Source organism: Sphingomonas sp. BL2, from assembly GCF_056680015.1.
Map to the genome: position 1 here is coordinate 2,399,666 of NZ_CM155261.1, position 13,888 is coordinate 2,413,553.

Sequence of the window (13,888 nt, forward strand, 5' to 3'; positions counted from 1 at the left end):
TGTCCAGCCCGTTCCGCGCGCTTCCCACCGCCGTCGGACATGCTAAGAATGGACGGCGATGGGGCAGGTCACACCACAGCAGGGGGCGGCGCCGGCCGACGCCGACATCGCGTCGGCTTGGGCGCGGACCCGCGCGGATCGGACGATCCAGTTCGACCTGCCAGCGTTCAAGCCGCCTGAAATGCCGCCCTGGCTTCGATGGTTGCTAGAGCATCTCGACGGGATTGGGGCGGTTGGAAAGATCCTGTTCTGGATTGCGTTGTTTGCGGCGGGTATCGCGCTCGTCGCGCTGATCGTCCGGCTTGTGCGACGCTTCAAGTTTCGTAAGTCGGCATCGCCCGAGGCCAGCACGTCCTGGCAGCCCGAGGCGAGCGCCGCGCGGGCATTGCTCGCCGAAGCCGATGCGATGGCCGACGCGGGGCGCTACGACGCGGCGGCACGGTTGTTACTGCATCGCAGCCTCGAGGATGTCGCACGGCATCGGCCGGCGCTGGTCCGTCCCGCCGCGACGACGCGTGAGATCGGCGGCGCGGACGCGTTTCCCATCGCTGCACGCGGCGCGTTCACGCCGATCGCCGCGGCGGTCGAGCGGAGCCTGTTTGGTGGTCGCGCGCTTGCCCGCGAGGACTGGGACGCGGCGCGTACCGCCTATCGCGACTTCGCGTTGCCCGGGGCCTGGGCATGAGCGCGACGCCGTTTGCGACGTTCGGCACGCGGACGATGGGCATCGTCGTCGCGGTTGCCGTTATCGGCTTTGCCGCGTTCCTGTTGCTGACCGCCTATGCACCCGATCTCCGGCCTGGGCGCGATGGCGGCGGTCATGCGCTGTCGACCTCGGCGGTCGGGTTCAAGGGCGTGGTCGACCTGATGCGGGATACCGGCAGGTCCGTGACGCTGATCCGCGACCCCGCGGCGCTGGGTGCGAATATAGTCATGATCGCCACGCCCGGTGCGGATGTCACGCCAAAGGCGATGCACGAGTTCCTGGCCGCGCGGGATGGCCGACCGACGCTGATCGTCCTGCCGAAATGGTCGGTGCGACGGCAGACGACCAATCCCGCCTGGGTCGAGCAGTCGGGCATGCTGCCCGAGACCATCTCGATCATGCCGATCCGCGGCTTTGGCTCGATCACAGTCTGTCGCACCGGAACCCGCCAGTACCTGTGCGGGCCGGGTGCCATGCCGGTTCTGCGAACCACGGACGGCGTCGTGCTGGCGCGCGTCAGCGTTCGCCCGCTCTGGGTGCTGGCGGATCCCGATGTCCTCGACAATCACGCGCTGGCGACGCTGGCCGGCGCACGGCGGGCGGTCGCGGTGCTGGACGCAGTCTCGGCCGGGGCCGACCGCCCGACCGACCGTTCGATCGCGTTCGACCTCACGCTCAACGGGTTCGCGCGTCGTCCCAATCTGCTGAAGCTCGCGTTCGAGCCGCCCTTCTTTTCGCTGACGCTGTGCCTGCTGGCGGCTGCCGCGCTGGCTGCGTTTCATGCGTCGGTGCGCTTCGGCGTGCCCGGACGCGAGGATCGCGCGCTGGCCCTTGGCAAGCTTGCGCTGGCGGACAACGTCGCCGCATTGCTGCGGCTGGCGAAACGGTCGCATCGCACGGGTGCGGCCTATGCGACCCTGGTTGCCGACGACGTCGCGCATGCGACCGGCACGCGGCTGAGTGGCGAGGCGCTGGTCGCGTATCTCGACGGGCTGGGCGCCACACCGACCTATTCGTCGCTCGCGCGCAACGCCGCCGAGGCGCGTGACGATGTGGAACTGCTTGGCGCCGCGCAGGCGCTACACCGCTGGAAGGAAACGATCACGTGACTATCGATGAGGTCCGGCAGCTCGCCGACGCGATCCGCCGCGAAATCGCGCACGGCGTGGTGGGCCAGGACGATGCCGTCGAACTGATGCTGATCGCGCTGTTCGCGTCGGGTCACATCCTGCTCGAAGGGCCACCGGGCACCGCCAAGACGTTCCTCGCGCAGTGCTTCGCGCGCGCGGTGGGGCTTGATTACGGACGCATCCAGTTCACGCCAGACCTGATGCCGGGCGATATCATCGGCTCGAACCTGTTCAATTTCCAGACCTCGACGTTCAGCCTGACGCGTGGGCCGATCTTTACCGAATTGCTGCTGGCCGACGAGATCAACCGGACACCCCCCAAGACGCAGGCCGCGCTGCTCGAGGCGATGCAGGAGCGGACCGTGACGATCGACGGCACCTCGCACCCGCTCGCGCGGCGCTTCATGGTGGTGGCGACGCAGAACCCGATCGAGAATCAGGGGGTCTATCCGCTGCCCGAGGCGCAGCTCGACCGGTTCCTGTTCAAGCACGAGGTCCGCTATCCCGACCTAGCCGAGGAGCGTCGGATCGTCGCCGCGCACGGCAACCGCTTCGGTACGCCGCGCGCCGCCGATTGGGGTGTCTCGACGGTCGCCGACCGCGCGGCGATCGACGCCGCCTGCGATACGGTCGCGGCGATCCGGGTGGCGGACGAGGTGGTGGACTACGTCGTTGCCCTCGTACGCGCGACACGTGAGGCGGGCGACCTGCAGACCGGCGCGTCGCCCCGTGCCGCGGCGATGCTGGCAGCGGCGGCGCGCGCGAAGGCTGCAATCGAGGGACGTGATTTCGTGCTGCCCGACGACGTGAAGGCGCTCGCCCCCGCCGCGCTGCGCCACCGCGTGACGCTGGCGCCGATCGCCGAAATCGACGGGCGATCGGCGGACACGGTGATCGCCGCGCTGGTGGAGCAGGTCGAGGCGCCGCGTTGATCTATCCGACCAGACGGGCGGTACTGGCGACGGCGAGCGGCGCGCCCGTCGCGCTGCTGGTGTCGGTCGCCTTGCCCTCTGCCTGGGGCGCGGCGCCGTTGTGGGTCGCCGTCGTGCTGGCGCTCGTCGTGATCGACGCGATGCGTGCGCCCGCGGCGCCGGTGTTGCGGGTGACCGCGTCCGGAGCGGTCGGCGTCGGTGCGCCATTGCCGGTAACGCTGGCGCTGGATCGACCGACGCCGGGGGCGGAGGTCGCGCTGGAGACGGGACCGAAACTGGTCGCCGATGACGTCCGACCGATCGTTTTCGACGACATGCTGACCACGACGCGTACCTACCGGACGATCCGTCGCGGCACCGACGGCGTGTCGCGCGCGTGGCTGCGCTGGAGCGGACCGATGGGTCTGGCTTGGCGACAGCGGACGCTGGCGATCGACCACCGGGTCGTGATCACCCCCGACATCCGCGCGGTCCGCGACGAGGGCGCGCTGTTGCTGCGTAGCGCCCAGGCCGGGCAGCTGGCGCGGATCGATCGCGGCGAGGGCAGCGAGTTCGAGGCCCTGACCGAATGGCGATCGGGGATGGATCGGCGCGCGATCGACTGGAAACAGTCCGCGCGCCACCATGTGCTGCTCGCCAAGGACATGCATGTCGAGCGCAACAACCAGATCGTCTTCGCGGTCGACGCTGGCCGCGCGATGGCGGACCCGGTCGACGGCGTCCCCCGCGTCGACCGCGCCGTCACCGCGGCGTTGCTGGCCGCGTATGTAGCGCTGAAGCTCGGCGATCGCGTGTCGCTGTTCGGGTTCGACGCGCGCCCGCGGATCGCATCGGGGGCGGTGACGGGCGTGCGCGCGTTCCCGGCGTTGCAGCGCCTCGCGGGCGAGCTCGACTACAGCACCGCCGAGACCAACCACACGTTGGGGCTGTCGACGCTTGCCGCAGGGCTGACCCGCCGTGCGCTGGTCGTCATCTTTACCGAGATCACCGACCAGACCGGTGCCGAACTGATGATCCAGGCGGTGGAGCATCTGCTCGCCAGTCACCTCGTGCTGTTCGTGCTGATCGAGGATGCCGAACTCGACGCGCTGGCCGCCGCTGCGCCCGTCGATGTCGACGCGGTGTCGCGCGCTGTCACGGCCGCCGCGCTGCTCCGCGAGCGGCAGCTCGTCATGACCCGGCTCCGCCATCTTGGCATCCACGTCATCGAGGCACGGCACGACCGGATCGGCCCGGCACTCGTGCGCGCCTATCTCGATTTTAAACGGAGGAACCTGCTGTGAGCACCCGCCTTGCGACCGACCTCACCGAGACCCGTTTTCGATCCGCGCGCGAGGCCGACTGGCTGCGGCTGGAGGGGCTGCTCGACCGGATCGAGCGCGGCAAGCTGAAGGCGTTGTCGGACGACGATCTGTTCGCACTGCCGGTGCTGTACCGCGCCGCGCTGTCGTCTCTGTCGGTCGCGCGCGAGACGTCGCTCGATCGCGACCTCGTCCGCTATCTCGAAGCACTGGCGATGCGCGCCTATTTCGTGACCTATGCGGTGCGCGCGCCGCTACCGGGCCGGATCGTGCGGTTCTTCGCGCATGACTGGCCGGCCGCCGTGGTAGCGTTGCGACGCGAACTTGCGGTGTCGGTGCTGCTGATGGTCGCGGGCGCGATCGTCGCGTGGATCCTGGTCGCGCAGGATCCGGCGTGGTTCTATGCGGTCATCCCGCAGGACCTGGCGGGAGGACGCGATCCGACCGCCTCGACCGCGACGCTGCAAAACGCCTTGGGCGGCAACGAGAAAGGATTTCTCGGCCTGTTTGCGACGTTCCTGTTCACGCACAACGCGCAGGTCGCGATCATGTCGTTCGCGCTCGGCGCCGCGTTCGGCCTGCCGACGCTGCTGCTGATCGTCTATAATGGCTGCATGGTCGGCGCGTTCATGGCGCTCTACGCGAGCCGTGGGCTGGGGTTCGAGATGGCGGGGTGGCTGTCGATCCACGGGACGACGGAACTGTTTGCGATCGCCATCGCCGGTGCGGCCGGTTTGCGGATTGGCATGGCGGTCGCGTTCCCCGGTCGGCTCGACCGGTTGACCGCGGCGACGCGGGCGGGGCAGGTCGCGGGTCTCGCGATGATCGGCGTCGTGCTCATGCTGTTCGTGGCCGGCGGGCTGGAAGGGATCGGGCGGCAGGTGGTCACCGCGACCGCGGGCCGTTTCGCGATCGGCGGCGCGGCGCTGGTGGGATGGCTCGCCTATTTCTTCGGTGCCGGGCGCGCGCGGCATGGCTGAGCGTCCCGCGGATCCACGTTTCGTGCGCAGCTTCGTGACGCCCGAGGGCGTCGACCTTCGGCTGGTACTGGGGCAGGGGAGCGAACGCTTGAGCGCCTTCATTCTCGACATGGTGATCATGGGCGGGGGCCTGATCGCGTTGAGCATCGTCGTCGCACTCGTGTTCCTCGGCATGGGCGCGATCATCGGGCAGATCCTGGGCATGATTTGGCTGCTCGGGTTCTTCCTGCTGCGGACGGGGTATTTCATCGGTTTCGAACTCGGTGGCCGCGCGGCGACGCCGGGTAAGCGGATGCTCGGTCTGCGCGTCGTCGCGCGTGATGGCGGCCCGCTGACGGGTGCGGCGATCGTTACCCGCAACGCGTTGCGCGAGCTGGAGATCTTCGTCCCGCTGTCGTTCCTCGCCTATCGCGCCGCGGACAGCCAGGCCGAGCTGTGGACCGGAGTCGCGGGCCTTGCCTGGGCGGGTGTCTTCACCGCCTTCCCATTGTTCAATCGAGACCGGATGCGGGTGGGCGACCTGATCGCCGGAACGTGGGTGGTCCGTACGCCACGCCGCAGGCTGGCCCCTCCGGTCGCGACGGCGACTGTCGTACCCGTCGGCCCCGAGTTCGTCTTTACCGCGCAGCAACTCGGTGCGTACGGCGAGTTCGAGCTGCAAACGCTGGCCGACGTGCTGCGCCGGGGTGACGTCGATGCGATGACGATCGTCGCGGGCAGCATACGGCGCAAGATCGGCTGGACCGGCAACCAGCGCGACGACGCTGCATTCCTCGGCGCATATTACGAGGCACTGTGCGCCAAGCTCGAACGCGGCCTGCTGTTCGGCCAAAGACGCGCCGACAAGACCGAAGCTGTCCGCTGACAGTTCGTCGACGCCCTTCGATGGCGTCCGCAATCTGGTACCGCGGTCGAGGTCGATGACGGGCGGCTGGGTGGCTGGCCACTGGGCGACGAGACCCTCACGCCCGCCCGTTTCTGTCATCGAGTCATCCAGCCTTAAGCAGTTCGGATGATGATCGACCGGTCGCAACATCGAAGTGCGAGCGGGCTTCCGCCACCTTTTCGAGGTTTTCGCAAGACCACGTCTCCACTGCCTTGAACAGCGGCTCAAGGCTCCGACCGAGTGGCGTAATACTGTATTGGACTGCGACCGACGCTGTGCTCAACACCCGGCGCCCGACGATGCCGTTGCGTTCAAGCCGGCGCAGGGCCTGGTTCAGCGATGCCTGCGTGATACCGTCCAATGCTCGTTTCAGGGCACTGAAGCGTAGCGGCCCAGGACATAGGGCATCGAGGATCAACACCGTCCACTTGTCGGCGATCTGGTCCAGCACAAGGCGGCTCGTCAGTGCCTTGCCGGTCTGGTCAGTCATACTTGGTCGCTTTCGATTGCCTGATTGCATCACGGTATAGATTACATACCATGATATCCATCACGGAGGATATTACATGCTGTTTGCCGACCATATCATTCTCGTCCTGGGCGCAACGGGTCAACAGGGAGGCTCGGTCGCGCGCGCATTGCGCTCGTCTGGTTGGGCAGTACGTGCGCTTGTCCGCAATCCCGACACAGCCGAAGCACGCGCGCTGGCCGATCTGGGCTGCACGCTCGCGGTCGGCGATCAGGCCGATCGCGCAACGATCGAGCGCGCGGTGGCGGGTACCTACGGCGTCTTCAGCGTACAGCCGAGTTCGGGCCAGAGCAGTTCCGATATGACCGACGACGACGAGGTGGCGTATGCCATCACGGTCGCCGAAGCCGCACGAGAGGCCGGGGTGCGGCACTTCGTCCAGACCAGCGTCATTGCTGCCGGACAAGGGGCGATGGGAGTGCCGCATTTCGACAGCAAGGCGGTCATCGAGGAAAGGTTGCAGGCGATCGACCTGCCGGTCACCATCGTCAGGCCGTCCACTTTCATGGACCTGTTGATGTTGCCCGGCATGGGCCTTGACCGGGGCGTTATGACCTTCCTGATGCATCCCGATCAAACGGTGCAGTTTATCGCCGTGGCGGACATCGGTCGCATCGTTGCCGCGATCTTCGCCGATCCTGCCCGGTTCATCGGACAGACGATGCCAATCGCGAGCGATGCGGCCACGGGCGATCAACTCGCCGCTGCCTTAAGCCGCGCGGCACAGCGGTCGATCGGATATTGTCGCTTTCCGGAAGCGGTGCTGGCGGAAAACAGGGTTCTCCGAGGCGCGGCAAGGCTGATCGACGATGGGCGATTGGCGGGGAACGCCGACATGGCAGCACTGCGGGACCTCGTGCCGGGGCTCTACACGTTCGACACCTGGTTGGACGGCCCCGGCAAGCCATTGATGGAAGCGGCATTGCTAGAAGGCAACGCTGATGTGGCGCTCCGCTAAGCGTGACTCAGGCGAAGCGTCAGGTCGTGACGCTGGCGGTCAGGGGCGGGGTCTGCTGGTGCTGGACGACCAGCCAGTCATCATGTCCCCGCATGCGCAGGGTCGAAGAGCAATGTGCTTCGTATTTCTCGTCACCGCTGGAGCAACGCGCCATGTATGCCACGACGATTAATCCCTCCTGAGGACGCGACACACGCTTGTCCGAAAGCTCGACCGAATCCCACTTGGGCGTCGCCTTGACCGCATCCTTCGCGTCCTGGCCCTGGAAGACATAGGGTGGGCGGGGAAGGACCATGACGATCTCCTCGTCGATCCGCTCCTGATAATGCTCGTTGCTGGCATCCCAGAGACTGCGCTCGAATTCCCACACGCGTTGATCGTCCACGATTTATTCTCCTTCCTGGCTGTAGCGCAGGGAGGGGGAAGACGGTTCCGACATCTCGGCGTGGGCACATCGGATACGTCGCAACCGAAGCTTCAGTTGCACGGGGTCGATGGCGGTCGGGGGGGAAGCCTGCCGTTATCAATCGACTGAATGACGCTAGCTCTTCGCCCGCATGCTGATACTAATCGATTCAACAAGATGGCGATGAAAGCTCCACTGCATTGACGGTCAAAAGGCGGCATATCGCCATCATCGCGCCGCCGACGGCGGGTCATATCAACCCGCTAGCAGCTTTGGGAAGGTCGCTCGTCCAAACGGGGCGGCGCGTCACGATAATTCACATGGCCGACGCCGCGTCGCTGGTGCCGGACTGCGGTGTCGATTTCGCGGCGCTCGGCCACCCGGCGGACTGCAAGGGCTTGTTGGCAGAGCATTACCACAAGCTGGCGCAGCCATCGGGACCTGTCGGGCTACCCCGGATGATCCGCAGCACCGCATCGATGACCGAACTGCTCTTGAAGACCCTGCCGGCGGCGCTGTCGAGGCTCGAAGTCGATGCGGTCGTCGCGGATTCGGTCGAGCCCGCCGGTGCGTTGGTGGCGCGCTATCTTCGTCTGCCATTCGTGACTGCGGTTACGGGGTTGCCGTTGCTCAGGGAGCCAGCGGTACCGCCACCCTTCCTTGGGTGGGCGTATCGTCCCGATGCAGTGGGGCGGAATCGCAACAATGGCGGGTACGCGGTGAGCGACCTGCTGATGCGACCGATCACGAACATGGTGGCGACCTATGCGCGGCGTTGGGGGCTTGATCCCGACCCCCGGCATCAATGGTCCGACCGTTTGCAGATCGCGCAATGCCCGGCAGGATTGGACTTTCCGCGCACAGCATTGCCGCAAAGCTTTCGATACGGCGCGCCGTGGCGGTTGGACGAGCCTGAGGAAACCGTTCCGAACAACGACGGGCGGCCGCTGATATTCTGTTCGCTGGGATCGTTGCAGGGTGCGCGCCGATCGCTGTTCGCGGCGATGACGGCGGCCTGTGCCGCGGTCGGTGGCCGTGCGGTGGTAGCGCATGGCGGCGGGCTGAGCGATCGCGAAGCCCAGTCGCTCCCTGGAAATCCACTGGTGCGGGCATTCTGGTCTCAGACCCGTATCCTGCCACGGTGTTCAGCCGCGATCCTGCACGGCGGGTTCAACACGGTCCTCGACGCTCTGGCGGCCGGCGTGCCGATCGTTGCCGTGCCACTGGCATTCGAACAACCGGCAACTGCGGCGCGACTGAAACGGATCGGGGCCGCGCGCGTCGTATCGGCCGCCGAAGCCGGCAAGAATGGCCTCGAACCGGCGTTGCGGCTCGTACTGAGCGATCCGCGATACCGCGTTGCGGCACGGCTGCTTGCCACGGATATGGCCGAGGCAGGGGGCGCGGCCGAGGCGGCGGCAATGGTCGATGCGGTGCTTTGCGACGATACCGACGTCACGCCGGCAAGGCCGAACCCGTCGGATGAGACGGCTGCCTACGCTGCGTGAGGCGGCGCGCCGCAATGATGGCGGGCGGCGCGAGGATGAGGCCCATGACGACGTCGACCCCGTAGTGCCCGCCGAAGACCGGCGTCGCGATGATCGTCAGTATGGCCCATGCGCGGCCCATCAGGGCAGCACGCGGCATCGCGCCGAACGCCCAGATGAAGATGGCGGCGAGCGTCGCATGGAAACTGGGAAAACTGACGATCCCCATGAGCATGGTGAGATCGAGCACGCGTAGCGACCCGTCGCGAAGCCCCGATATCAGCCCCTGTTCAAGCCAGGCCACGGACGGCCATAGATGCACGTAGCGGGATGGGGCGAACAGATTGCCCATCGCCGGGGTGAGCCCCGAAATCAGTATCGTGACGAAACCGGACAGGATCGCGGCACAGACCATCGTCCTCAGCGTGTCGAATTTCCCCATGCCGCTCAGCGCTACGATGACGGCGATCATCTGCAAGGTGAGACTGTGATACGCCAGTCCAAGCAGCCAAATCAAAGGAGGGGATTTGTCGAGCAACGCCAACACGACCGGCCAGTTGAAACCGATCGCGCGGTCGGCGGCGGCTAGGCGGGCATCCCACAACTGCCCTGCGTTTGCTGCCAGGGCATACGCCAGAACGACGCCTAGCACGGTGAACAGCGTCATTTGGAGGAAGGCTCTCGCGCCAGCCGCGAGGCGCGGCCGCGCGGTGTACTTGCCGATCGCGAGCGCGAGGGCAAGTGCCGTCACCGCTGCCATCGCGGGAGCGGCTCGGATCGGATCCACGGTGAAGCGGTGATGATATTGGGCGACGAGGAAGCTCATCAACATGGCCCCAATCGAGACCCAGGAGGGAGTCTCTCGGTGGTCGGCGCGGAACAACGGGGCAATCATACCGGTCGAACGCAGCGTGCCGCCATGCGGTGCCCAGGCAGGTCGATTTCGACCACATTACATGGACATCACGCGATCTAAAGACGACGTGGTCCGGAGCGGAGAATGGCTTCGACGCAACCGGCTCGGGATATTTTGTCGGGGAGCGCCCTCGCATAGCCGGCGGGTAACGGTTATGTGTGCATCATGCTGAATTCGCTGCACCCGCCCACCGTCAATTCGTGCGATCGCGCAAAGTGACCTGGTTCGAGAAACTCGCGATCGTCGTCTTCATGGTTCTGTTCATGGAGTGCTTCGCGTGGGCGGCGCATCGGTATGTCATGCACGGCTGGGGCTGGGGCTGGCACAAGTCGCATCACGAAGATCATGATGGCTGGTTCGAAAAAAACGACCTCTACGCAATCGTGTTCGCGATCGTGCCGATCGTGTTGTTCGTCGTCGGGCTCTGGTGGGAACCGTTGTGGTGGGCAGCGCTCGGCATCACCGTGTACGGCGGCATCTATGCCTTCGTGCACGACATGCTCGTGCATCAGCGCGGCGGCTTTCGCTGGGTACCCAAACAGGGGTATTTCAAGCGCCTGCTGCAAGCGCACCGCCTGCACCACGCGGTCGAGGGCAAGGACGGTACTGTCAGCCACGGCTTCCTGTTCGCGCGCAAGCCGTCGGTGCTGAAGGCGCAGTTGCGCGCGAATGCCTATCCGCAGCGGCGTGCGGTACGTCCCGACAAAGCCGGAAACCTCGTTTCGGCAGACGCAAAGAAGTGAGCGTGACGGTTCGCCAATCGGAGGCCCTGCGGCATCAGACCCGTGTCGGCGTGTCGCTGTCCGCCGCGATCGTCGCGGCGTGGCTGGCGATCCACATAACCGGCATTTTCTTCTGGCGTTGGGGCCTGGACACAATTCCCTTGGCCATCGTGATGGTCATCGTCCAGACTTGGCTGAGTACCGGACTGTTCATCGTCGCGCATGACTCGATGCACGGCGCGCTGGCACCCGATCGACCACGCCTGAACCGGGCGATCGGCGCGACCTGTCTGTCGCTCTATGCCTGCTTGTCTTACGCATCACTGTTGCCGCAACATCATCTGCATCACAAGGAAACCGGACGAGCGGGGGACCCCGACTTTCACGGTGGCGACCCCAGTCTCGGCGGCTGGTTCCTGCAGTTCTTCAAGACCTATTATTCGCACGGGCAGATCATCCGGATAACCGTGGTGGCGCTGATCTATACGCTGTTGCTCGGGGCACCGCTCGGCAACATCGTCGTCTTCTGGGCATTGCCAGCCTTGGGTGCGGTGGCGCAGTTGTTCGTGTTCGGAACGTGGCTGCCGCACCGAGAGCGTGAGACTCCTTTTGCGGATGCCCACCGCGCGCATAGCATCGACGTGGGGCCGGTGTTGTCGTTGCTGACATGTTTCCACTTCGGTGGCTATCATCACGAGCACCATCTCTCGCCGGGAACGCCGTGGTGGGGTCTTCCCTCGCGGCGCCGTGCGCTCGCCGTGCGCGCCGCCGATCGCAGGGTCGTCGAGGATCAAGCATGACGCTCGCCATCATCCTCTCCGCCATCGCGATGACCGTCATCGTCGGCGTTCGCTATCTCCTCGTGTCGGGCGCGTTTGCCTGGATCACGGTCCGCAAGCATCCGGGGTTGTACCTCGGGCTGGACCCGCAGGTCCGCCGCGAGATCATCTGGAGCCTCGCGTCCGCAGCGCTCTACGGAATCCCGGCGGGCGTCGTCGCCTGGGGATGGCAACATCATGGCTGGACGCAGGTATATTCCGATATCCACGCCTATCCGCTCTGGTACCTGCCGGTCTCGGTGTTCCTGTATCTGCTGCTGCATGATGCCTGGTTCTACTGGACGCACCGCTGGATGCATCGTCCGAAACCGTTCAAGCTGGCGCACGCGCTGCACCATGCCAGCCGTCCGCCGACGGCCTGGGCCGCGATGGCGTTTCACCCGATCGAGGCGCTTACCGGCGCGGTGGTCATTCCGCTGCTGGTGTTCTTCGTTCCGATCCATATCGCCGGTCTAGGCATCGTGCTGACGATCATGACGGTGATGGGAGTCACGAACCACATGGGTTGGGAGATCTTCCCGCGTTTCATGTGGTCGGGCCCGCTGGGAGGATGGCTGATCACGGCCAGCCATCACCAGCGGCACCACGAACTTTATGGCTGCAACTACGGCCTGTATTTCCGCCATTGGGACCGGTTGTGCCACACCGACCGCGGTGTCGGCGACTTTACGAAGGAGCATGCGCGCGCGGCGCGTCGCGTCGAAGTGGTGAACTCCTAGCCGTATCGACGGACGGGCGCCGGGGCGCCCGTCCGTTCGTCAGTTGATCGGCACGCCACCGGTGACCGCGATCACCGCACCGGTCATGTAGCTTCCCTCCGACGACGCGAGGAGGACATAGGCCGGCGCGAGCTCGGCAGGCTGACCCGCGCGTCCCAAAGGCGTATCCTGACCGAGTTTTTCAAGTTCCTCCGGCGACTTCGCGATCGGCTGGATCGGCGTCCAGATCGGGCCCGGCGCCACGGCGTTGACGCGGATGCCGTTCGCTACGAGCAGATTTGAAAGTCCGACAGTGAGGCTGGAGATCGCGCCCTTGGTCGCGGCGTAGACGATCATGCTCTTGGTCGCGACCTTGGCCTGCTCGCTGGTGGTGTTCACGATCGCCGACCCCGGCTTCATGTGCGGTGCCGCGGCCTTCGCCAGACGGATCATCGCGAACACATTGGCCGCGAAGGCGCCCTGCATCTCGTCGTCGTCGACGCTGTCCAGATCCTCGTTCATCGTCTGCGCCGCGGCATTGTTGACCAGTATGTCGATCCCGCCAAGGTCGCTGACGGTGCGCTCCACCAGCGCGACGCAGTGATCCCGGTCGCGAATGTCGCCCGGCAGCAATACGCATCGCTGTCCTGCCTTCTCGACCCAGGCGCGTGTATCTTCGGCGTCCTCCTGCTCGACGGCGAGATACGAGATCGCGACGTCCGCGCCTTCACGCGCATAGGCGATGGCCACCGCCTTGCCGATGCCGGAATCACCCCCGGTGATGAGCGCGGCCTTACCCTTGAGAAGCCCCTTGCCGACATAGCTTTCCTCGCCGTGGTCGGGCTTGGTCTTCATGTTGGCGACAAGCCCGGGGCGGGGCTGCTGCGGTTCACCAGGAAAGCTCGTCGGGTGGCTGGTGCGCGGATCATCGGTCATGGAAAGCGTCCTGCTGTTCGGGTCGCTGAACGAACGGTCATCCGCTCGTTAAGTGCCGCCGGCGTGGGAGTCCGATGATGATGATCCATCGATCGTTGAGGTCGATAAACTTAGCGAATATCGGCGCGGCGGGTGGGGGCGTGAAAGTCCGCGGGCTTGTCGGCGATCCAGCGCAGGAAGCGACTGATATCCGGGCGCGCTTTCAAGACATCGAGGTCCGCGAACGTCGTCGCCAGATCCTGGTTCGAGACGCTGGCATGAATGATACGGTGACAGATCGGATGAACCGGGATGACCTCCGTACCACCCCGGCTTTTCGGAATGCGGTGATGCCATTCCACCTTTCGCCCCAAGGGCCGCTCGCACAGCCCGCATCGCCCGGCATCTTCGGCAGCGATCGTCCGCGCCTCCGCCTCCAATAGTCCTGCCATCCGCTTCACACGTCCGCCCATGGTTCGAATA

At 65.8% G+C, this 13,888-nt stretch carries 16 protein-coding genes; 11 read left to right on the plus strand and 5 right to left on the minus strand.

What is annotated here, in order from left to right:
- Positions 1 to 58 precede the first annotated feature (58 nt).
- The 6 genes from AC1ME3_RS11185 to AC1ME3_RS11210 are packed head-to-tail and all read left to right on the plus strand — an operon-like array spanning position 59 to position 5,914.
- On the plus strand, positions 59 to 685 hold the full coding sequence (locus AC1ME3_RS11185; protein ID WP_480953200.1) for a DUF4129 domain-containing protein: 627 nt from the start codon (positions 59 to 61) through the stop codon (positions 683 to 685).
- Positions 682 to 1,815: a hypothetical protein gene (locus tag AC1ME3_RS11190; protein WP_480953201.1), complete on the plus strand. Its 1,134-nt coding sequence runs from the start codon at positions 682 to 684 to the stop codon at positions 1,813 to 1,815. Before AC1ME3_RS11185 ends, AC1ME3_RS11190 begins: the two co-directional genes overlap by 4 nt.
- Positions 1,812 to 2,768, plus strand: a complete 957-nt coding sequence (locus AC1ME3_RS11195) for an AAA family ATPase (protein ID WP_480953202.1) — start codon at positions 1,812 to 1,814, stop codon at positions 2,766 to 2,768. Before AC1ME3_RS11190 ends, AC1ME3_RS11195 begins: the two co-directional genes overlap by 4 nt.
- Positions 2,765 to 4,051: a DUF58 domain-containing protein gene (locus AC1ME3_RS11200; protein WP_480953203.1), complete on the plus strand. Its 1,287-nt coding sequence runs from the start codon at positions 2,765 to 2,767 to the stop codon at positions 4,049 to 4,051. The genes AC1ME3_RS11195 and AC1ME3_RS11200 overlap by 4 nt, the downstream gene beginning before the upstream one ends.
- Complete coding sequence (locus AC1ME3_RS11205; protein WP_480953204.1) at positions 4,048 to 5,049, plus strand: stage II sporulation protein M; 1,002 nt, start codon at positions 4,048 to 4,050, stop codon at positions 5,047 to 5,049. The genes AC1ME3_RS11200 and AC1ME3_RS11205 overlap by 4 nt, the downstream gene beginning before the upstream one ends.
- Positions 5,042 to 5,914, plus strand: coding sequence for an RDD family protein (locus AC1ME3_RS11210; protein ID WP_480953205.1), 873 nt, complete (start codon positions 5,042 to 5,044; stop codon positions 5,912 to 5,914). Before AC1ME3_RS11205 ends, AC1ME3_RS11210 begins: the two co-directional genes overlap by 8 nt.
- Before the next feature lie 124 nt (positions 5,915 to 6,038).
- Here AC1ME3_RS11210 and AC1ME3_RS11215 read toward each other — a convergent pair whose 3' ends face one another.
- Positions 6,039 to 6,425 carry a winged helix-turn-helix transcriptional regulator gene (locus AC1ME3_RS11215; RefSeq protein ID WP_480953206.1) on the minus strand — a complete coding sequence of 129 codons (387 nt, stop codon included), beginning with the start codon at positions 6,423 to 6,425 and terminating at the stop codon, positions 6,039 to 6,041.
- 76 nt (positions 6,426 to 6,501) lie between these two features.
- Between AC1ME3_RS11215 and AC1ME3_RS11220 the strand changes: the two genes are divergently transcribed.
- A complete protein-coding gene (locus tag AC1ME3_RS11220) occupies positions 6,502 to 7,422 on the plus strand; it encodes an NmrA/HSCARG family protein (RefSeq protein ID WP_480953207.1) in 921 nt (306 codons plus the stop codon).
- Positions 7,423 to 7,441: 19 nt separating this feature from the next.
- Here the strand turns inward: AC1ME3_RS11220 and AC1ME3_RS11225 are convergent, their stop codons facing one another.
- The gene (locus AC1ME3_RS11225) at positions 7,442 to 7,807 is read right to left on the minus strand and encodes a DUF4440 domain-containing protein (RefSeq protein WP_480953208.1); all 366 of its coding nucleotides are present in this window, start codon (positions 7,805 to 7,807) and stop codon (positions 7,442 to 7,444) included.
- A 341-nt stretch (positions 7,808 to 8,148) separates the two neighbouring features.
- Here AC1ME3_RS11225 and AC1ME3_RS11230 point away from each other — a divergent pair, with 341 nt between their 5' ends.
- The gene (locus AC1ME3_RS11230; protein ID WP_480953209.1) at positions 8,149 to 9,336 is read left to right on the plus strand and encodes a glycosyltransferase; all 1,188 of its coding nucleotides are present in this window, start codon (positions 8,149 to 8,151) and stop codon (positions 9,334 to 9,336) included.
- Here the strand turns inward: AC1ME3_RS11230 and AC1ME3_RS11235 are convergent.
- Entirely contained in the window at positions 9,284 to 10,141 is an 858-nt protein-coding gene (locus AC1ME3_RS11235; RefSeq protein ID WP_480953210.1) for a phosphatase PAP2 family protein, read from the minus strand. The two genes, AC1ME3_RS11230 and AC1ME3_RS11235, sit on opposite strands and share 53 nt — an antisense overlap.
- Before the next feature lie 341 nt (positions 10,142 to 10,482).
- Between AC1ME3_RS11235 and AC1ME3_RS11240 the strand changes: the two genes are divergently transcribed.
- The 3 genes from AC1ME3_RS11240 to AC1ME3_RS11250 are packed head-to-tail and all read left to right on the plus strand — an operon-like array spanning position 10,483 to position 12,511.
- Positions 10,483 to 10,974, plus strand: coding sequence for a sterol desaturase family protein (locus tag AC1ME3_RS11240; RefSeq protein WP_480955815.1), 492 nt, complete (start codon positions 10,483 to 10,485; stop codon positions 10,972 to 10,974).
- Between the two features lie 2 nt (positions 10,975 to 10,976).
- A complete protein-coding gene (locus AC1ME3_RS11245; protein WP_480953211.1) occupies positions 10,977 to 11,753 on the plus strand; it encodes a fatty acid desaturase in 777 nt (258 codons plus the stop codon).
- Positions 11,750 to 12,511: a sterol desaturase family protein gene (locus AC1ME3_RS11250; protein WP_480953212.1), complete on the plus strand. Its 762-nt coding sequence runs from the start codon at positions 11,750 to 11,752 to the stop codon at positions 12,509 to 12,511. The genes AC1ME3_RS11245 and AC1ME3_RS11250 overlap by 4 nt, the downstream gene beginning before the upstream one ends.
- Positions 12,512 to 12,550: 39 nt before the next feature.
- On the opposite strand, the gene AC1ME3_RS11255 is transcribed toward AC1ME3_RS11250, so the two are convergent.
- Together AC1ME3_RS11255 and AC1ME3_RS11260 are read right to left on the minus strand one after the other, a co-directional pair.
- Positions 12,551 to 13,426, minus strand: a complete 876-nt coding sequence (locus AC1ME3_RS11255) for an SDR family oxidoreductase (protein ID WP_480953213.1) — start codon at positions 13,424 to 13,426, stop codon at positions 12,551 to 12,553.
- 110 nt (positions 13,427 to 13,536) lie between these two features.
- Entirely contained in the window at positions 13,537 to 13,857 is a 321-nt protein-coding gene (locus tag AC1ME3_RS11260) for an HNH endonuclease (RefSeq protein WP_480955816.1), read from the minus strand.
- Positions 13,858 to 13,888 lie beyond the last annotated feature (31 nt).